Annotated in this window: 15 protein-coding genes; 5 read left to right on the top strand and 10 right to left on the bottom strand. The window is 70.1% G+C overall.

Features of this window, described 5'->3' with window-relative positions; genetic code table 11:
- Positions 1 to 83: 83 nt before the first annotated feature.
- On the bottom strand, positions 84 to 2006 hold the full coding sequence (locus tag GEM_RS30560; protein ID WP_014900242.1) for a collagen-like triple helix repeat-containing protein: 1923 nt from the start codon (positions 2004 to 2006) through the stop codon (positions 84 to 86).
- 391 nt (positions 2007 to 2397) lie between these two features.
- Here GEM_RS30560 and GEM_RS25195 point away from each other — a divergent pair, with 391 nt between their 5' ends.
- On the top strand, positions 2398 to 2796 hold the full coding sequence (locus GEM_RS25195) for a carboxymuconolactone decarboxylase family protein (RefSeq protein ID WP_014900241.1): 399 nt from the start codon (positions 2398 to 2400) through the stop codon (positions 2794 to 2796).
- Between the two features lie 234 nt (positions 2797 to 3030).
- On the opposite strand, the gene GEM_RS25190 is transcribed toward GEM_RS25195, so the two are convergent.
- Genes GEM_RS25190 through GEM_RS25180 form a run of 3 tightly spaced genes read right to left on the bottom strand, consistent with a single transcriptional unit; the run spans position 3031 to position 6546 of the window.
- Positions 3031 to 4017 carry an alpha/beta fold hydrolase gene (locus GEM_RS25190; protein WP_014900240.1) on the bottom strand — a complete coding sequence of 329 codons (987 nt, stop codon included), beginning with the start codon at positions 4015 to 4017 and terminating at the stop codon, positions 3031 to 3033.
- A gap of 7 nt (positions 4018 to 4024) precedes the next feature.
- The gene (locus GEM_RS25185; protein ID WP_014900239.1) at positions 4025 to 5623 is read right to left on the bottom strand and encodes a flavin-containing monooxygenase; all 1599 of its coding nucleotides are present in this window, start codon (positions 5621 to 5623) and stop codon (positions 4025 to 4027) included.
- Entirely contained in the window at positions 5620 to 6546 is a 927-nt protein-coding gene (locus tag GEM_RS25180; RefSeq protein WP_014900238.1) for an SDR family NAD(P)-dependent oxidoreductase, read from the bottom strand. Before GEM_RS25180 ends, GEM_RS25185 begins: the two co-directional genes overlap by 4 nt.
- An 89-nt stretch (positions 6547 to 6635) precedes the next feature.
- Between GEM_RS25180 and GEM_RS25175 the strand changes: the two genes are divergently transcribed.
- Positions 6636 to 7292, top strand: a complete 657-nt coding sequence (locus tag GEM_RS25175) for a TetR/AcrR family transcriptional regulator (protein ID WP_014900237.1) — start codon at positions 6636 to 6638, stop codon at positions 7290 to 7292.
- Positions 7293 to 7383: 91 nt separating this feature from the next.
- On the opposite strand, the gene GEM_RS25170 is transcribed toward GEM_RS25175, so the two are convergent.
- Complete coding sequence (locus GEM_RS25170; RefSeq protein ID WP_014900236.1) at positions 7384 to 8337, bottom strand: LysR family transcriptional regulator; 954 nt, start codon at positions 8335 to 8337, stop codon at positions 7384 to 7386.
- Positions 8338 to 8463: 126 nt separating this feature from the next.
- On the opposite strand from GEM_RS25170, the gene GEM_RS25165 reads away from it, so the two are divergent.
- From GEM_RS25165 to GEM_RS25155, 3 genes are all read left to right on the top strand, one after another.
- Positions 8464 to 9108 (top strand): glutathione S-transferase family protein, encoded by a 645-nt coding sequence (locus tag GEM_RS25165; protein WP_014900235.1) that lies wholly within the window; start codon positions 8464 to 8466, stop codon positions 9106 to 9108.
- Positions 9109 to 9147: 39 nt separating this feature from the next.
- Positions 9148 to 11406: a pyridoxamine 5'-phosphate oxidase family protein gene (locus GEM_RS25160; protein ID WP_014900234.1), complete on the top strand. Its 2259-nt coding sequence runs from the start codon at positions 9148 to 9150 to the stop codon at positions 11404 to 11406.
- A 132-nt stretch (positions 11407 to 11538) separates the two neighbouring features.
- Positions 11539 to 11742 carry a DUF2970 domain-containing protein gene (locus GEM_RS25155; protein ID WP_014900233.1) on the top strand — a complete coding sequence of 68 codons (204 nt, stop codon included), beginning with the start codon at positions 11539 to 11541 and terminating at the stop codon, positions 11740 to 11742.
- Positions 11743 to 11791: 49 nt separating this feature from the next.
- On the opposite strand, the gene GEM_RS25150 is transcribed toward GEM_RS25155, so the two are convergent.
- The 5 genes from GEM_RS25150 to GEM_RS25130 all read right to left on the bottom strand — a co-directional run bounded on the left by GEM_RS25150 (position 11792) and on the right by GEM_RS25130 (position 18955).
- On the bottom strand, positions 11792 to 12931 hold the full coding sequence (locus GEM_RS25150) for a porin (RefSeq protein WP_014900232.1): 1140 nt from the start codon (positions 12929 to 12931) through the stop codon (positions 11792 to 11794).
- 329 nt (positions 12932 to 13260) lie between these two features.
- Positions 13261 to 14577: an NAD(P)/FAD-dependent oxidoreductase gene (locus GEM_RS25145; RefSeq protein ID WP_014900231.1), complete on the bottom strand. Its 1317-nt coding sequence runs from the start codon at positions 14575 to 14577 to the stop codon at positions 13261 to 13263.
- Positions 14574 to 15266 carry a S8 family serine peptidase gene (locus GEM_RS25140; RefSeq protein ID WP_014900230.1) on the bottom strand — a complete coding sequence of 231 codons (693 nt, stop codon included), beginning with the start codon at positions 15264 to 15266 and terminating at the stop codon, positions 14574 to 14576. Before GEM_RS25140 ends, GEM_RS25145 begins: the two co-directional genes overlap by 4 nt.
- A complete protein-coding gene (locus GEM_RS25135; protein ID WP_014900229.1) occupies positions 15259 to 16986 on the bottom strand; it encodes an ABC transporter ATP-binding protein in 1728 nt (575 codons plus the stop codon). The genes GEM_RS25140 and GEM_RS25135 overlap by 8 nt, the downstream gene beginning before the upstream one ends.
- Before the next feature lie 49 nt (positions 16987 to 17035).
- Positions 17036 to 18955, bottom strand: coding sequence for a sigma-54-dependent Fis family transcriptional regulator (locus GEM_RS25130; protein ID WP_014900228.1), 1920 nt, complete (start codon positions 18953 to 18955; stop codon positions 17036 to 17038).
- Between the last annotated feature and the right edge of the window lie 68 nt (positions 18956 to 19023).

The raw sequence follows: 19023 nt of genomic DNA, 5'->3' as shown, positions 1-19023 counted from the left end.
CTTGGCGGGTGGCGCCGGCCGTCGGCCGGGCATTGGATTGGTATGTGCCCGGCCATTGGCCTGTCGTTCTGATGGGTGAAGCGTTACTTCTTGGTGGTGGTGCCGCCCAGCAGACCGCCGAGCAGGTTCGTCACCGGTGCGAGCAGGTTGTTGGTGCCGCTCGCGGCGCCGGTCGAACTGCCGGTCAGGCCGGCCGTGACGGTGCCGCTGCCGGCCGGCGTCGTCACCGTGCCGGCCGCGCCGCTCGGGCTGGCCGTGCCGACCGCGCCCAGGGCACCGGCCGGCGACGTCAGCGAACCCGTCAGCGTGCCGACCGGACCGCTCGTCAGTGCACCGCCGAGGTTGCCGGTCAGGTTGCCGCCCGGCGTCGTGACCGTGCCGGTGAGGCTTGCGCCGATCGGCGCCAGCGAGTTGACGAGGCCGGTGACCGGCGCAAGCAGGCCGCCGACACCCGAGCCGCTGGTGCCGCTGGTCCCGCTCGAACCCAGGTTGCCGAGCGCACCCGTCACCGTGCCGAGCAGGCCCGTGACCGGCGCGAGCGGGCCGCCGCTGGTGCCGCTCGTCCCGCTGGTGCCGCCCGAACCGCTCGAGCTGCTGCCGCCACCGAGCCCGCCCGTCAGCGTACCGAGCAAGCCGGTAATCGGTGCGAGCGGGTTGGTACCGCTGCTGGAACTGCCGCTGGACAGCAGGCCGCCGCTCGACGTCACCGTGTTGCCGAGCTGGGACACGCTGCCGCCGGCGCTCGTGCCGACCGGGTTGCCGGTCGCGCTGCCGACCTGCGAACCGGCGAGGCCCAGGCCGCTGCCGAGCGTGCTCAGCAGGCCGCTGAGCGGGGCGCCGAGCATGGTCGCGCCGCCGAGCGTCTGCGTGGCGCCAGGCGTCGTGACGCCGCCGGTCAGCGTGTTCGTGATCGGATTGATCACGCTGCCAAGCTGCGTCTCGAGTTGCTGGACCGGCGCGCTGTTCAGCGCCGTGTTCAGCGCCGATGCGGTCGAGTTGACCGCAGTGCCGACCGTGTTGACGAGATTGCCGACCAGGGTCGTCGCCGGAGCAAGCGGCGACAGCGGACCGGTGCCGAGGCTCGTCACTGCGTTGCCGAGGTTGTTGACCGCCCCGCCGGCGCCGGTCAGCAGGCCGGTGGTCGACGTGAGCGTCGAGCCGAGCGGGTTCGGCGACACGCCGATCGACCCGAGGCCGGCCGCGACGCCGTTGCCGAGCGACTGCACGCCATTGCCGAGACTCGTGACCGCGTTGCCGACGCTGGTGGCCGTCGTCGGGTTCGTGCCGGGGACCTGCACACCGCCAGCCTGCGCACCGCCGTTCGCGATCGTCGTGCCGAGGCCCGTGACGAGCGAGCCGGATTGCTGGAGGACGTTGCCGAGCGGGGTGACGTTGGTGCCGGAGGTGCCCGAGGTGCCCGAGGTGCCCGAGGTACCGGAAGTGCCCGACGTACCGGAAGTGCCCGACGTACCGGAAGTGCCCGACGTACCGGAAGTGCCCGACGTACCGGAAGTGCCCGACGTACCGGAGGTGCCCGACGTACCGGAAGTGCCCGACGTACCGGAGGTGCCCGACGTGCCGGAAGTACCCGACGTACCGGAAGTGCCCGACGTGCCGGAGGTGCCCGACGTGCCGGAAGTACCCGACGTGCCGGAGGTGCCCGACGTGCCGGAAGTACCCGACGTACCGGAAGTACCCGACGTGCCGGAGGTACCCGACGTGCCGGAAGTACCGGACGTGCCGGAGGTACCCGACGTGCCGGAAGTACCCGACGTACCCGAGGTGCCGGAAGTACCCGTGTGATCCGACGAACCCGAAGTCCCCGAACTACCGCCGCCGGACGTACCCGACGAGCCGCCGCCCGACGTCCCGGAAGTCCCCGACGTCCCGGACGTGCTCGGCTTGACCGACGGCGTGACCGGTCCGTCGACCGAGCCGCAGCCGTACAGTGTGAGCAGCGACAAGACGGCCAGCGATACCGTCGTTTTCTTCAAGTAATGATGCATGGTGCCCTCGACATTGAATTGGAAGTGTGTCCGGGTCACAACTGCAAATTCCGCGCCACGACATCGTCCGCACAACGGGCGCGCGCTTTGTTGCGGGAATCGGGAAGATCGGTGCGAAATAAACGGAGGAATGGCGGATTCGCGAGACGGGCGCGCCAGGTGCACCGGTGCGGTCGCCGCGATGTTCCCGTAAGGTGCCGTAACGCCGGGCCTGATGTTACGTAGCGCTCGCCCCGACTTTCCGCGCTTGACGCAGGCGATCGTGGCCCGAGGGCCGCGTCTTTGACGAAACGCTCGCGCGCCGCGAACATGATCCGAACCCACCCGGCCGCCGGCGACGCGGACGCGGACGCGGCCACGACCACGACCACGACTTCACACAGGAACCGACATGAGCGAACAGGACAGGGAACGGGGCAAGGCGCGACGCACCGACGTGATGGGCGAGGCGTTCGTCGAGCGCGCGATGCGCGACCTCGACGGCTTTTCGCGGCCGCTGCAGGACTGGCTGAACGAACACGCGTGGGGCAGCACATGGCAGCGCGGCGGGATCGACCTGAAGACCCGCAGCCTCTGCACGTGCGCGATGCTGGCCGCGCTCGGCCGCAGCACGGAGCTGAAGGGCCACGTGCGCGGCGCGCTCAACAACGGCGCGAGCCTGGTCGAGATCCGGGAAGTGCTGTTGCACAGCGCGTTGTACGCGGGCGCACCGGCCGCGGTCGAGGCGTTCCGCAGCGCGCGCGAGGTGATCGCTGAGCTCGGGCTGTCGCTGCCCGACGACGAAGCCTGACCGGCGCGCGGCGCGGCGTGTCGCGGCCGGCCGTGGCCCGGCGCGCTGCTGCACGACCGCCGCACCGCGCGCAAAAAATCGGCCGAGCCGGCATACCGCACGACCGGCCGCCACCCGATCCGTATTACGGCATGCGTATCAATGCCGAAGCAACACCGACGCCCCGGCGCCCGCCCTGCAGCGCCCGGGGGCATCGCCATCATCCACGCAACCGCGCGGCAGACCCGATGACGATCAATGCGCGACGCGCGTGGCCTGCTCGGTCGCCTCGACCGGCGTGGCGGCGACTTCGAGCAGCCAGTCCGCGGTCGCTTCCGGAAGCGTGACCGGCAGCATGTGCCCGCCCTCGACGACCTTCAGCCGCACGCGCGCCGACTTCTGCGCCAGCGCCTCGCCGTGCGTGCGCCAGTTCAGGATCGGATCGGCGCGGCCGTACAGCACGTCGACCGGCAGCGTGAGGTCGGCATAACGCCGCTCCATCGCAGGCAGGTCGACCGGCGCCGCCAGCAGGTCCGTCGCCGTCGCATAGAACACGTGCGGGCGCAGCCCGAGCAGCCCGCCGCCCTTGACCGGGAAGTCGCGCGGCACGTCTTCCGGCGCGAACACCTGTCGCACGGCCTTGCGGCCGGTCAGGATCGTCATCGGGATCGCGAAGGTCCAAGACACGAAGCGGCGCACCAGCGGCGACGGCAGCATCAGCGGCTTGAACGGTGCCGGCGGCTCGGTCTGCTCGTGCGACAGCGGCGCGATCAGCGCGAGGCGGCTCACGCGCTCCGGATGGTTGAGGCCGACCGCGAGCCCGATCGCGCCGCCGAGCGAGTGGCCGACGAGCACGGGCCGGTCGAGCTTCAGTGCGTCGATGAATGCGGCGACCGTGCGGGCCTGGGCGAACACGTTCGCCTGCGAGCGTGCGCCGCGCAGCGAGCGGCCGGCACCGGGCCGGTCCAGCAGGATCACGCGATGCTGCTGCGCGAGCCGCGCGAGCGGCAGGTACGCGAAGTTGCGCCACTGCCCGGCGAGCCCGTGCACGAACACCAGCGGCGGGCCGCTGCCGTACTCGACGTAGTGGATGCGATCGCCGCCGACGTCGACGAAGCGACCTTCGGGCGGGAACGAACGCGTCACGCGGCGCGCGATGTAGCCGGAAAACAGCGCGAGCGCGGCGAGCACCGCGACGACGCCGAGCAGCACGTTCTGGATCAGATGAAGCATATGGCTCATGTCGGCCTCAGCGGGTTTCGAGTACGGGTTCGGCAACCGGCGCGGCGGCCGGGCCGGCTTTCGCGCGGCGTTCGAACTGCATTGCCGAATCGGCGAGCCCGCTGAACTTCAGCGACGCGAGATCGAGCACGTAGTTCTGGTGGAATTTCCATGGCTTGCGGTGGCCCTGCTTCGGCAGGATGCCGGCTGCGCGCTGGATGTAGCCCGAACTCAGGTTCACCGCCGGCACGTCGCCGAGATCGCCGGCCGCGAGCCGCGGCACGCAGGTGTCGTAGCCGTTCGCGCGCATGTGGTTCAGCAGCCGGCATACGTAGCGCGCGATCAGCTCGGCCTTCAGCGTCCACGACGCGTTCGTGTAGCCGAACGACGACGCGAGGTTCGGCACGTCGCTGTACATCATTCCTTTATAGGACACGGTGTCCGGCAAGTCGACCGCGCGGCCGTCCACCGTGACGCGCGCGCCGCCGAGCATCTTTACCTTCAGCCCGGTCGCGGTGACGATCATGTCCGCGTCGAGCTGCTGGCCGCTCTTCAGCTTCAGGCCGGTCGGCGTGAAGCGCTCGATCTCGTCGGTGACGATCGATGCGCGGCCCGCGCGGATCGACTTGAACAGGTCGCCGTTCGGCACGAGGCACACGCGCTGGTCCCACGGCATGTAGCGCGGCGTCAGGTGCTTCGCGACGTCGAAGTCGGGGCCGAGCTGCTTGCCGGCCGCGCGGATGATGAATCGCTTCGTCCGCTCGGGCTTGCGGCGCGATACGTTGTACAGGTACATCGTCAGCAGCACGTTCTTCACGCGCACGAGCCGGTGCGCAAGCCGCGACGGCAGCACGCGGCGCAACGCGTTCGCGATCTTGTCGCGCGCGGGCAGCGACACGATGTAGGTCGGCGAGCGCTGCAGCATCGTCACGTGTTCTGCATCGGTCGCCATCGACGGCACCAGCGTGACGGCCGTCGCGCCGCTGCCGATCACGACGACGCGCCGGTTCGCGTACGACAGGTCCTTCGGCCACTGCTGCGGATGCACGATTTGGCCTTCGAACGATTCCATGCCGGCCCAGTCGGGCCGGTAGCCGCCGTCGTAATCGTAATAGCCGCTGCACATATAGAGGAAGCGGCACGTATAGACCAGCGTGTCGACCGCGCCGTCGCGCGTGCGCTCGATGCGCACCGTCCAGCGCGCGCGATTTGAATCCCAGTCGGCCGCAACCACTTTCTGGCCGTAGCGGATCGTCTTGTCGATGCCGTACGCGCGCGCGGTGTCGCGGATGTAGTCGAGGATCGTCTGGCCGTCCGAGATCGCCTTGTCGCTGTGCCACGGGCGGAAGCTGTAGCCGAGCGTGAACATGTCGGAATCCGAACGAATGCCCGGGTAGCGGAATAGGTCCCAGGTGCCGCCGATCGCGTCGCGTGCCTCGACGATCGCGACGCTCGCGTACGGGCAGCGCTTTTTCAGGTGATAGGCGGCACCGATGCCGGACAGGCCGGCGCCGACGATCAGCACGTCGAGGTCGCGGTTGTCGCCACGGTCGCCACGGTCGCCACGGTCGCGGCGGTCGGCGGGGGCGGGCGGCGCATCGCGCCGGTCGGTCGTCGTCGAGGTCATGCGAGATCCTTGGTCGGCGTGGTCGGGAGCGTAGCGGGGGCATGCGCACGTTCTCCCACGGGGACTTCCTTCGGGCGGAGGTTGCGTGCGCGTGCGCGGCGCACGTGACGCAGCATCAGCCGCTGGTAGCCGGCGCCGAGCAGGCGCGCGAGCTTGTCGAGGCGGCGCGCATCGGCGCCGACCAGCACGCGGCGCGCATTGCGCTCGACGCCGGCGAGAATCTGCCGCGCGGCATCGTCGGCCGTCGTCGCGTTGATCAGGCGGTTCGCCTGGCGGCGATGGGTCGCTTCGTCCTGGCCCGTGAGCGCATGGATGCTGGCGTCGACGCGGCTCGCGTCGACGATGCTGGTCGCGACGCCGCCCGGATGCACGCAGGTCGCGCTCACCGGCGCGCCGTCGAGTTCGAGCTCCATCCGCAGCGCTTCGGTGAAGCCGCGCACCGCGAACTTGGTCGCGTTGTACGCACTCTGCGTCGGCATCGCGACGATCCCGAACAGGCTCGACGTGTTGACCACGTGACCGTCGCCCGACGCGCGCAGATGCGGCAGGAACGCCTGGGTGCCGTGCACGACGCCCCAGAAGTTGATGCCGACGATCCATTCGAGATCGGCGATGCGCGCGGTCTCGGCGCTCGCGGCCAGCGACACGCCCGCGTTGTTGAAGATCAGGTTGACCTTGCCGTGTTCGGCGCGCACGAAATCGGCCCACGCGAACACCGCGTCGCGGTCGGCGACGTCGAGCCTTCGCGTGCTCGTGCGCACGCCGTGCTTCGCGCACGCGGCCGCCGTGCCCGCGAGCCCGACATCGTTGACGTCGGCGAGCGCGACCTCGCAGCCGCGCCGCGCCAGCTCGACCGCGAGGCTGCGGCCCATGCCCGAACCGGCGCCCGTGATCGCGGCGACCTTGCCGGAAAAACCCTTCATTTCGTCGTTCCTCCCGTTCCGCTTGCGCTGCGCCGGCGGCGCGCCTATTGTGGTGTTGTTCGTCACCACTTTAGTTTTCGGGTGTCCTGATGTCAAATAGCGAAATGGAGAAAGCACTCGAAACGGAAAAACGGGGCCGGGCGTACGGCGGCGTGGCGCCCGAGGTGCGGGCCGCCGAGCGGCGCGATGCACTGATCCGCGCGGCGACGCGCGTGTTCGGCACGGTCGGCTTCCGCAAGGCGACCGTACGGTCGATCTGCCAGGAGGCGAAACTGAACGACCGCTATTTCTACGCGGCGTTCGACAGTACCGAGGATCTGCTGCGCTGCACCTACCTGCATCACGCGCAGCAACTGCACGACGCGGTCGCGCGGGCGGTGGCCGAGCGCGGCGGCGATCTGCGCGAAAGCGTCGACGCGGGGCTCGCGGCATTCTTCGGGTTCCTGCGCGACCCGTGCGCGGCCCGCGTGCTGCTGCTCGAGGTGATGGGCGTGAGCGCGGATACCGACATGACGTACCAGCGGATGCTGATCGACTTCGGCAAGCTGATCATGGCGATCGGCACGGGGCGCGAGGCCGTGACGCCCGCCGAGCGCACCGAGCAGCGGCTGATCGGGCTCGCGCTGGTCGGCGCGATGACGAACGTCGGCGCTGCGTGGCTGCTCACCGGGTATCGCGATCCGGAGGCGCAGATGGTCGCGAGCTGCAGGAGGGTGTTGCTGGGCACGTTGCGGGAAGCGGGGTAGGCGGTCCGGACCGGGCGTCGGCCGAGCCTGCAAGAACGCCAGGCAAGGACCCAATCCGATCTTGAAGTTGATGTGATGGGCGGTTGACCCGTCAATCGCTGGCGCGTCGCGCCCGCGTCGCGCGCGCGGGCGGCGCGGCGCGCGTCTCCCCGATCCTCGCCTTCATCGCGTCGATGAACGCGCGCACCTTCGGCGACGGCAGCCGCGTCGACGGAAACACCGCGTGAATCCCGGCCGGCGCCGAGCGCCAGGCGGGCAGCAGCCGCACGAGCCGGCCGGCCGCGAGGTCCTCCGCGATCGAGAAATCCGTCAAGAGCCCGAAGCCGCCGCCCGCGAGTGCGATCGCGCGGCATGCCGTCGCGGTGTTCGACACGACCGGCGCGACGCAGCGCACCGACGCATGGTCGCCGCTCGTGTGGTCGAGTTCGACCGTATGCGGGCGCGACAGCGTCGACAGCATCACGAACGGCAGCGCGGCGAGCGCGTCCGGATCGCGCGGCAGGCCATGCCGCGCGACGAACGCGGGGCTCGCGACCAGCCATTTCTCGTACTCGCCGAGCTGCACCGCGCGATAGTTCGAATCCGCGAGCCGGCCGATGCGGATCGCGACGTCGAGGTTGTCCGCGACCAGATCGACGATGCGGTCGTTCGCGATCAGTTCGACATCGAGCCCCGGATGCGCGTCGCGCAGCGCGACGACGGCCGGCGCGACGACCAGCGCGCCGTAGTCGATCGGCACGCTCACGCGCAGCGTGCCGCGCAGCGGCCCCGCGTCGGACGACACGGCGTCGAGCGCGCTTTCGGTCGCGCGCACGATGTCGCGGCACGCGTCGTAGAACGCGCGCCCCGCGTCGGTCACGCTCAGGCGCCGCGTGGTGCGCACCAGCAGGTTCGCGCCGACCTCGGATTCGAGGCGCTGCATGTGGGTGCTGACGACCGTCTTCGCGAGGCCGAGCCGTTCGGCGGCGGCCGTCAGCGAGCCGGCATCGACCACCGCGACGAAGATCGCCAGCCGGTTCAGGTTCACGTCGCGCAGGTCGGCCATCGTCGATTGTCCTATGAGAAAGGATAATGTTTCAGCGATTATCCGTCTTCTGCGTGCGTACGGCGAGCGCTACGCTGGGGCCGTTCGTCGCCGATTCCCGGCGGCGCAAGATCCAGGAGCCTTTCCATGTCCGCCGCCAGCAAACCCGCCCGTCCGATTCGTGTCTATTCGTTCCCGCTGTCGGGGCACGCGCATCGGGTCCGGCTGTTCCTGTCGCTGCTCGGGCTGCCGTTCGAGACCGTCGACGTCGACCTCGCGGCCGGCGCGCAGCGCGAACCGGCATTCCTCGCGCTCAATCCGCTCGGCCAGGTGCCGGTGATCGACGACGGCGGCACCGTGCTCGCCGATTCGAACGCGATCCTCGTCTATCTCGCGAAGCGCTACGGCGACGCGCACTGGCTGCCCGACGATCCGGTTGGCGCGGCGGTCGTGCAGCGCTGGCTGTCGTACGCGGCCGGGCCGATCGCAGCGGGTCCCGCCGCGGCGCGGCTCGTGACCGTGTTCGGCGCGCCGCTCGACCCGGAGGCGGCCAAGCGCACGGCCGCGAAGGTGCTCGACGTGATCGACCGCGAACTGGCCGGCAAGCCGTTCGCCGCGGGCGCGCAGCCGACGGTCGCCGATATCGCCGCGTACACGTACATTGCGCATGCGCCGGAAGGCGGCGTGTCGCTCGACCCGTATCCGCACCTGCGGGCGTGGCTCGCGCGCGTCGCGGCGTTGCCGGGCTTCGTCGGCATGCCGCCGACCCGCGCCGGCCTGCTCGCCGCCTGACGCGTTGCCGCCACGACACGCCTTTACCGGGAGAACACGATGACCGCGCCGACCGCCGCCGTGCCGGGCTGGGAACTCGAGGTTGCGCCGTTTCATGCGGGCGAGCTCGCCGTGCAACAGCGCGCGGGCGTGACGGAGGCCGCGGGCGCGGCCGGCCGGCGCGGGATCCGGCGCTTCATGCCGGACCAGCACCGGACGTTTTTCGCGCAGCTGCCGTTCTTCGTGCTGGGTGGCGTCGACGCGCACGGCCAGCCGTGGGCGACGCTGCGGGTCGGGATGCCCGGCTTCGTGTCGACGCCGGACGAGCGCACGCTGCGCATCGGCGGCGACGCGCTGCCGGGCGATCCGCTGGCCGGCGCGTGGCAGCCCGGGGCGTCGCTCGGCGGGCTCGGGATCGAGTTCGATACGCGCCGGCGCAATCGGGTGAACGGCGTCGTGCGCGCGGTCGACGGTGGCGCGATGACGATCGCGGTCGAGCAGAGCTTCGGCAACTGCGCGAAGTACATCCAGGGCCGCAGGCCGACGTTCGTGCCGCCCGAAGGCGGGGCGTCGGCAGGGGCCGCTGCGTCCGGCGTGTCGGACCGGCTGAGCGACGCGGATCGGGCGCTGCTCGCGCAGGCCGATACGTTCTTCGTCGCGAGCGCGAACACGTCGGCCGGTGCGGGCGCCGCGCGCGGCGCTGACGTGTCGCATCGCGGCGGCATGCCGGGCTTCGTGCGGGTCGACGATGCGTACACGCTGACGACGCCGGACTTCAGCGGCAACCGCTTCTTCAACACGCTCGGCAACCTGCAGCACGATTCGCGCGCGGGGCTGCTGTTCGTCGATTTCGACAGCGGCGACCTGCTGTATGTCGCCGCGCACGCGGAGATCGTGTGGGACGGGCCGCTCGTCGCGTCGTTCGACGGCGCGCAGCGGGTCGTGCGGTTTCATGTGCATGAAGTGCGGCGCACGCGCGCCGTGCTGCCGTTCCGGTGGTCGGCGGTCGAGCCGGCACCGCAGTTTGCGGGGATGGCGGGGGCGGCGAGCGTGGGTGGGGCGGCGGCATCTGTCTCGGCATCGGCATCGGCATCGGCACCGGCACCGGCACCGGCACCGGCACCGGCATCGACAGCGGTATCGACAGCGGCATCGACAGCGGCACCGGCATCGGCATCGGCACCGGCACCGGCACCGGCACCGGCACCGGCATCGACAGCGGCATCGACATCGACATCGACATCGACATCGACATCGACATCGACATCGACATCGACATCGACAGCGCCCTCGATCTGGTGCCCGGTACGCATCGCGAAGATCGTCGACGAAGCGCGCGATATCCGCTCGTTCCATTTCGAACCGGCGGACGGCCGCGCGTTGCCGGCATACGAAGCCGGGCAGCATCTGACGCTGCGCGTCGTGCTGCCGGACAGCGATGCACCGACGATCCGCAGCTACACGCTGTCCGATGCGCCCGGCGCTGCGCATTACCGGATCACCGTGAAGCGCGAAGGGCGCGTGTCGGCATGGCTGCACGACCACGCGCGTGCCGGTATGACGCTCGATGCGCAGATGCCGCGCGGCCGCTTCACGTTCGACGTCGCGAGCCCGCGCCCGGCCGTGCTGGTGTCGGCCGGTATCGGCATCACGCCGATGATCGCGATACTGCGTCGCGCGCTGGCCGACGACGTACCGTCACGCCGCGTCGTGTTCGTGCACGGGGCGCGCGATACGGCCGACCGGCCGTTCGCGACGGAGCTGACGCGCATCGCGGACGCCGACGCACGCGTCGCGCTGCACTGGTTCGACAGCCAGCCGCAGCGCGACGGCGCGGCGCGGCCGGGCCGCATCGACATCGCGCAACTGAAGCGTCTACTGTCGTTCGACGACTACGACTTCTACCTGTGCGGGCCGTCCGCGTTCATGCGCGATTTGTACGACGGATTGCGCGCGCTGAACGTGCCGGACGAACGCATCCGCTTCGAGGCATTCGGGCCGTCGAGCGTCGCGCGCAGCGCGGACCGCACGGTGGCAGCGCCGGCGGTGGCTAGCGTGCCCGTCGTGTTCCGCCGCACCGGGCGTGACGCCGCATGGACGCCCGCCGACGGCACGCTGCTCGAATTCGCCGAAGGCCAGGGCGTGGCGGTGCCGTCCGATTGCCGGTCCGGTTCGTGCGGCACGTGCGCGACGCGCGTGCTGTCCGGCGCGATCGATTACGTGCAGTCACCCGATGCGGCGATCGAGCCTGGCTGCGCGCTGCTGTGCGTCGCCCGGCCCGCCGAAGTGGCCGCGGAGCCGCTGGTGCTCGACCGCTGACGCGCATGCGACCTGCCTGCGACACGCGGTCGCACAACGCGTGCTGCGCAAAAGCAGCGCGCAACTGCTTCTTTTTCCGGAGACCTGTCGGATCGACGATAGCGTCAACCGATAAAGGAAAGGAGCAACGTCATGAAACTGTTCAGCATGATTCGCCTGGTTCTGTGGAGTTTCTTCGGCGTGCGCAACAGCAAGGCGCACGCGTCCGATCTCGCGAACGTCAACTTCACGCTGCTGCCGTTCGTCGCGCTCGTGCTCGCGGCGCTGGTCGGCGCGGTGATCTACGGCGTCGTCCATCTGGTCGTCGATCCGACGGTGACGATGCAGGGGTTCTGAGCGTTTCGCGTGCCGCGCACGTTGCCGGCGCGGCACGCGGTGCGCCCGGTCAGAACGTGTGATTGATCCCGACGCGCGCGACGAGCTGGTGTCCGTTCGACGATGCGCCGGGCGAGCCGGGCACGAGCCCGCCGTCGAGCGGCGTGCCGGTCGCGCTGCCGCCCACCAGTTGATACGCCACCTGCGTATAGACCGACGTGCGCTTCGACAGCACGTACTGCGCCATCGCGCCGAACTGGTTCCAGTGCAGCGACGACTTCGCGCCGGCCTGATCGAGGCCGCCGCGCGTGTACGTGTACATGCCGCCGACGAGAACGGCCGGCGTGATGTTGTACTTCGCGCTGACTTCGAAATTGTCGAACGTGAGCCGCGCGTTCGCGAGGCCGAGGCTGCCCGCATAAAGCGACGCATCGGGCTGGCCGACGTTCACGTGCGAATAGACCGCGCCGATCGTCGCGGGGCCGATCCCGTAGTTCACGCCGATCCCGTAGATCTTCTGGTTGCCCGCGACGAAATCCGTGTCGTCCGGCGTCAGTGCGCCGCCCGCCGTGGTGCCGGGGTGCGACAGATTTTCATAGACGGCGGCGACCGACAGCGTCTGGTACGTGTAGTTCAGGCCGACGCCGAGCATCCGGTTCTGTGTGAAGCCGCCCGCCAGGTTGCTCAGCCCGTACATCACCGTGCCCGAGAAGCCGCCGAACGCAGGGCTCGTGTATTTCACCGCATTGTTCGCGTGGAACGACGCATCGGTGTTGTCGTTGTCGAGCGGATGCGAGAACAGGAAGCCGGCCCAGCTGCCGTTCGCGGTCAGCGGCCCGATCGTGTCGGACACGGTGTCGAACTGGCGGCCGAGCGTCAGCGTGCCGAGTCGGTCCGACTGCAGACCGACATACGACTGGAAGCCGAACAGGCGGCCGCCGTAGCCGAGCTGGCCGCTTTCGATCGCGAAGCCGCTCTCCAGATCGAAGATCGCGTGCAGTCCGCCGCCGAGATCCTCGTTGCCCTTGATTCCCCAGCGGCTCGTCGAGAGATCGCCGCTCGCCATCTGCCATGACGACTTCCCGCCGACATTGCTCGTGTAGTTGATGCCTTCGTCGAGGACGCCGAACAGCAGGACGGAACTTTGTGCGTGCGCGTTCGCGCAACCGATCAGGAATCCTGCCGACAGGATAATGGATGCTTTTTTCATGTGGGATGCGGGCTCGAAAGATGAAACGGTCGATGGTCCTGCGCGCGGCCTGGGCTACGCGTGACCTTCGATAAGCAGATGGCATGCCATCACCCGTTTCAAGACCGCCCTATGCCGGCGGCGTTCCATTTCATCCGGGTGTCGCCATCGATTCACGCTTGATCGCGCGTCAACCGCGTAGCAATTCGCATCGCGTGTCGCATGTCGCGTCTCAAGTTGAGACGAAACGCGCTACAGGCACGTGCGAGCGCAAAGGCGCGTGCGGCGACGCACGCGTCGACGCGTGAAGGACCGGGACAGCGGAGGATGCGGAAAGCGGGAGGCGCGCGTTACGCGCGTACGAACGGATAGCCCTGCGTTTCGAGCCAGCGCCGCACGAGCGCGGCCTGCGGTGGTGCGAACGCCGCCAGCACCTGTGCGGCGGGCTGCTCGCGCAGCGCCGCGACGATCGGCGCGAGCGGGATGCCTTGCAGATGCCAGATGCCGAGCGGCTGGTCGGGGCTCGTGACGACGTCGGCTTCGGCGATCGTGTCGCCGTCGATCACGGGCGCCCGCTCGATCGCGAGCGCGTCGAAATCGGGCGCGCGATGCGATGGCGCGTCGTCGGGCCACGCGCGGCGCGCCTGCCAGAACGGCCGGTCCGCCCACTGCGTGTCGAGCGCGTAGAAGTCGCGGCCGATCCGCGCGAAACGCATGAACAGTGCGGTAATCCGCCGTTCGTGAAAGCGCAGCGCGAGCGCTGCGCGCTCGGGGTGCGCGAGCAGCGTGTGGATGACGGCGGGCGCCTGCAGCGCGGACGACAGTGACTGGAAGATGCCGTTGCCGGACAGCGGATCGACGGCCATCGCCGCGTCGCCGACGCGCAGCCAGTTCGTGCCGCCGGTGTCGCCGCACAGCGTCGCGCTGCTGGTTCGCGCGAACACGCGCGCCTCGGCGCCGGCATCCAGGTCGAAGAAGTCACGTGCGAACGGCGTTTGCCGCAGCGTCGCGCACCACGCGGGCAGGGCGTCGCGCGGCGGCAGCGTCGTGGTCGCGACGTCGAGCGTCGCCTGCCAGTAGCAGCGGCCATCGGGCAGCCGCGCCATCCACGCCCAGCCGTCCGGCATACTCTCGATCGCGGATGCCGCGTCGCCCGGCGTGCCTTGCCACACGTTCAGCAGGCTCAGCGTTTGCGGCCCGCGGCTCGCGTCGCGCGCGAGCGGCGCGAGCCGGCCGCGCGCCTCGACGACGAACGCCGCGTGCAGCGTGTCGGGGCCGGCCGGTGTGTCGATGCGGATCGCATGCCCGTCGCCGTCGGCGTGCACCGCCCGTACCGTCGCTTCGCGCACTGCAACGCCCGCGTCGGCGAGATCGCGACGCAGCGCCGCGTCGAAACGGCGTCGGTCGATCAGGTGTTCGTGATTGAGCGTGCGCGTGTCGCCGTTCCAGTGCGTCGTGCGTGCACACGGCGGCAATGCGCAGGCGGCGGCGTGCACGAGCCCGGCTTGGCGCAACCCTTGCAACACGCGATCGGACACGCCTTCGACCGCATCGAAGCGTCGCCATTCGCTGACGACCCGGACCGGATAGCCGAGCCGCGCGAGGCCGAGCGCGGCAGCGGCGCCCGCCGGCCCCGCGCCGAGCACGACGATCGCCGGGCGGCTCATGATGCGTGGGTGCGTCGTTCGACGCCGAGGTAGGCGGCGTTCGCGCGCAAATGGTCGAGCAGTGCCGCCGTATCGGCATCGGGATGACGTGCGAACCAGCGCGCCGCGTAGCCGCTGAGCGCCGCGCACGCGATGCTCGCGCCGGCCGGTGCGAGCGGTGCGCCGCTCGACACGACCGCACCGAAATCGGCCTGCGGGCTGTCGAGCCACGACCATTGGTCCGGCGCGCAGCGTGCATCGCCCGTGATGCGCACGACGCCCGGATAGCTCGCCGGAAACACCGGCGTGCCTTGCGCGGGGCTCGACGCGAACACGGTCACGCGTTGCGCGACGGCTGCCGCGCACGCGTCGCGCAGCGTGTCGCGATCGGCGCGCACGCCGAGGCTGAGGTTGATTACGCGGATTCGTTGCGACAGCAACCAGTCGATCGCATGCGCGATCTGCGCGGCACTCGTGACGCCGCGTGCCTCGAACACCTGCGCGACGACCAGCGCCGCCTCGGGCGCGGCAGCCGCGATCGTCGTGCAGATCGCGCTGCCGTGGCCGATCCGGTCCGGCTCGACGGCGCTGGCCTGTACCACCGACGCAGCGTCGAACGCGAAGCGCCGCGCGTCGGTGACGCGTGCGCTCAGCGACGGCGGATAGCCGCTGTCGACGACGCCCACGCGCACGGCGCGATCGTCACGCATGCGCGACATCCCGGTGCACGCGTCGCGCGAGTTGGCCGTCCGCGAGTTCGAAATGCAGGTCGACGCCGGCGAGCGTCGACGCGCGGTGGCTGACGAGGATGCGCGTGCAATCGCCGAACAGCGTGTCGATCTGCGCGATGACCTGCCGCTCGGTCGCTTCGTCGACGGCCGACGTCGCCTCGTCGAGCACCAGGATCGCCGGCGCCTGCAGCAGCGCACGCGCGATCGCGATGCGCTGCTTCTGGCCGCCGGACAGTTGCTGCCCGCGTTCGCCGACCGGCCCGTCGAGCCCGCCCGGCAGTGTCGCGATCAGTTCGTCGAGCTGCGCGGCGCGTGCGGCATGCACGATGTCGTCGTGTGTCGCGAGCGGCGCCGCGTAGCGGAGATTGTCGGCGAGGCTGCCGCGAAACAACACGATGTCCTGGCTGACGACCGCGACGTGGCGGCGCAGCGCGTCGAGATCGACGTCGCGCAGGTCGATGCCGTCGATCCGCACGCTGCCGCGCTGCGGGTCGTAGAAGCGCTGCATCAGATCGATCAGCGTCGATTTCCCGCTGCCCGACCGTCCCGACAGCGCGACCTTGCTGCCGGCCGGCACGCGCGCGCCGGCACCGCGCAACACGGGCTGCGCGCGCTCGTCGTGCGCGAACCACACGTCGACGAATTCGAGATCGCCGCGCGGGGGCAGCTCGCGCGCATCGGCCGGCGGTTGCACGGCCACCGGGGCGCGCTGCAGTTCCATCACGCGGCCGAGGCTCACCGTCATCCGCTGCAGCGCGACGTAGAGCCCGAGCAGGCTCTTCACGGGGCCGATCGCCATCCCGAGATAGCTGGAGAACGCGATCAGCGAACCGAGCGGCCAGTCGCCGCGAATCACCCAGTAGCCGCCGACGATGAACGCACCCGCGCGCGACAGCGAGGTCAGCGTGCCGGGCACCGATTGCGTGATGAATTCGGTCACCTGCAGCTTCAGCAGGCGCTCCATGTAGCGGTCGCCGAGACCGTCGAGCCGCGCCTGTTCCGCGCGTTGCCGGCCGGCGGCCTGGATGAACTTCATTGCGGGCAGCGTTTCGACGAGGAACGACGACACGTCGGCCGCGCCTTCGCGTACCGAGCGCGCATCGCGCTCGACCTTGCGGCGCATCGTGCGCAGCCACAGGATCTCGAACGGAACCAGCAGCAGCGCGAGCAGCGACAGTTTCCACGACAGCGTGACGAGCAGTGCGAGCGTGCCGACCAGCCCGATCACGTTCGACACGGCGGAGAACAACGCGTCGAGCGCGAAGCGCTGGATCTCGGCGACGTCGCCGTCGAGGCGCGACAGCAGGTCGCCGAGACGGCGCTGCCCGTAGAACGACGGCGACAGCCGCTGCAGGTGTGCATAGACGGCGCTGCGCAGCGAGAACAGCACGCGGCCGGACAGCCGTGTGTGCAGGTAACGGTTGATGCCGCCGAGCAGCGTGCCGACGAAGCCCGCGAACACCATCGCAAACGCGACCGCGACGAGCATCCGGAAGTCCTTGCCGACCAGCCCGCGGTCGATCAGCTCCTTCGTGAGCCACGGCTGCGCGAGCGCCAGCAGCGACGCGCAGGCCGACAGCGCGAGCAGGCCGGCGATCGCGAGCCGGTGCGGCCGCACGAAACCGTATAGCCAGCCGAGCGCGCGCGCGAGCTGCGCGCGGTCGTCGGTCTTCACGAAGCGCAGGACGAGTTTCAGCATCGGTGCGACCGGCCCGTAACGAATGCAGCGGACGAATGCGCGCGCGCCATCATGACTGCAGCCGCTTGAGCCGGCGGTACAGCGTTGCGCGGCTGATGCCGAGCGTCTGCGCGGCGGCCGCGACGTTGCCGTCGTGGCGCGCGAGCGATTCGCGGATCAGGTCGTCCTCGTGACGGCGGATCAATCCGAACGACGCGTCCGGTGCCGGGCACACGCCGTCGATGAAGCCGTCGCACAGATGGTCGAGGCCCAGCACGTCGTCGTGGTCGGCGCGCACCGCGAGCGCGGTGCGCAGCACCATCTCGAGCTGGCGGATGTTGCCCGGCCAGCGATGCTGGCGAAACACGTCGGCGAGTTCGGCGTTCACGCTCACGTGCGGCGCGCCGAGCCGCGCGAGCAGCGCGGTGACGATCAGGTCGACGTCGTCGCGTTCGCGCAGCGCGGGCAGCAGCACGTTCACGCCGTGAATCCGGTAGTAGAGGTCTTCGCGGAAGGACTTGTCGCGCACCATCGTCTGCAGGTCGCGGTGCGTCGCACAGATCACCGCGATGTCGATGGCCTGCTCGTCGCCCGCGCCGAGGGGCGCGACCTTGCGTTCCTGCAGAACGCGCAGCAAGCGCGCCTGCAGGTGCAGCGGCATGTCGCCGATCTCGTCGAGAAACAGCGTGCCGCCGTGCGCCTGCATCAGCCGGCCGGTCATCCCGCCCTTGCGTGCGCCCGTGAAGGCGCCGTCGCGATAGCCGAACAGCTCCGACTCGATCAGCCCTTCCGGAATCGACGCGCAGTTCACCGCGACGAACGGCTTGCCGGCGCGTGCGCTCGCCTCGTGCAGCGCGCGTGCGACGACTTCCTTGCCGGTCCCCGTCTCGCCCTGCACGAGCACGGGCAGCCCGTTGTTGAGCCCTTGCCGCGCCATCGTCAGCGCGCGCAGCAGGCGCGGCTGGCGGCCGGCGAGGGCGGCCAGCGCCTGGGTGCCGGCATCGCCGGCCGGTGCCGGCACGCGGTCGCGCAAGGCCGGCACGACCGTCGCGCGCGGCGGGCGCAGCGCTTTGCAATGGAACGCCGCGTCGACGCCTTCGACGCGCAGCATCCCGCCTTGCTCGGCGAACGCGACGAACGACGGCGTGCGCCCGTGTGATGCGCTTTCGCAGCGGCGGCCGACGAGTGCGTCGCGTGCCGCGCCGAGCAGCTCGCACGCATGTGCATTTGCGGCGACGATGCGGCCGTCTTCGGCAACCGCGAGCACGCCGCTCCAGCTCGAACCGAGATACGTGCGGCGCGGATGAAACACGAGCACGACATGCTCGGGGAAATACGCGTCGAACAGACGCGTCTCGATGTGCGTGGCCGCCGCGCTCATCAGCATCGACATGCCGTCGAGCGTGAGCGGCAGTTCGCCTTCGCGCGTGAGGTCGAGCACGCCGATCGGCTTGCCGTGCGGATCGCACAGCGGCAGCGAGCGGCATGAGAAGCGGCTCAAGCGGCCGAGGAAATGTTCGCCGCTGTCGATCGCGACCGCACAGCCTTCGACGAGCGCGGTGCCGAGCGCGTTCGTGCCGCGCAGCGATTCGCACCAGCTCGCGCCGGCGCGGATGTCGCCGATGCCGAGCGCGGCAAGCTGGGTCGCGTCGCCGTCCACCGACAGGATCGTTGCGCGCGCATCGGCCAGCAGGATCATCCCGTCGCGTCCACAGCGCTCCGCGAGGAATTCGAGTTCGGGCGCGGCCGCATCGAGCAGCAGGCGGTTCGCGTCGCGCAGCTCGTCGAGATTGCAGAATTCATGCAGGTTCAGCCGCGCGTCGTCGTCCCAGCGCACGCCGTGATCGAGGCTGCGCCGCCACGACTGGTCGATTTCGATGCGCAGGCAGCCTTGCGGCAGCACGCCGTCGGAACTGAGCCGTTCGCGAATCAGGCGGGTTGCTTGCAGTCGGTCCGGAAGCCGTTGGCCGGAAGGGAAGTAGTCTTGCACGTCGCCCCTCCTCAGGAGAAAGTCGGGCCGTCCGATCCGGCGCGGCCGCACGCAAAAAGGCCCGCCGA

It is taken from the genome of Burkholderia cepacia GG4 (assembly GCF_000292915.1).
In the GTDB taxonomy this organism is placed as follows: domain Bacteria; phylum Pseudomonadota; class Gammaproteobacteria; order Burkholderiales; family Burkholderiaceae; genus Burkholderia; species Burkholderia cepacia_D.
This window is presented reverse-complemented; position numbering and strand designations above follow the sequence as displayed.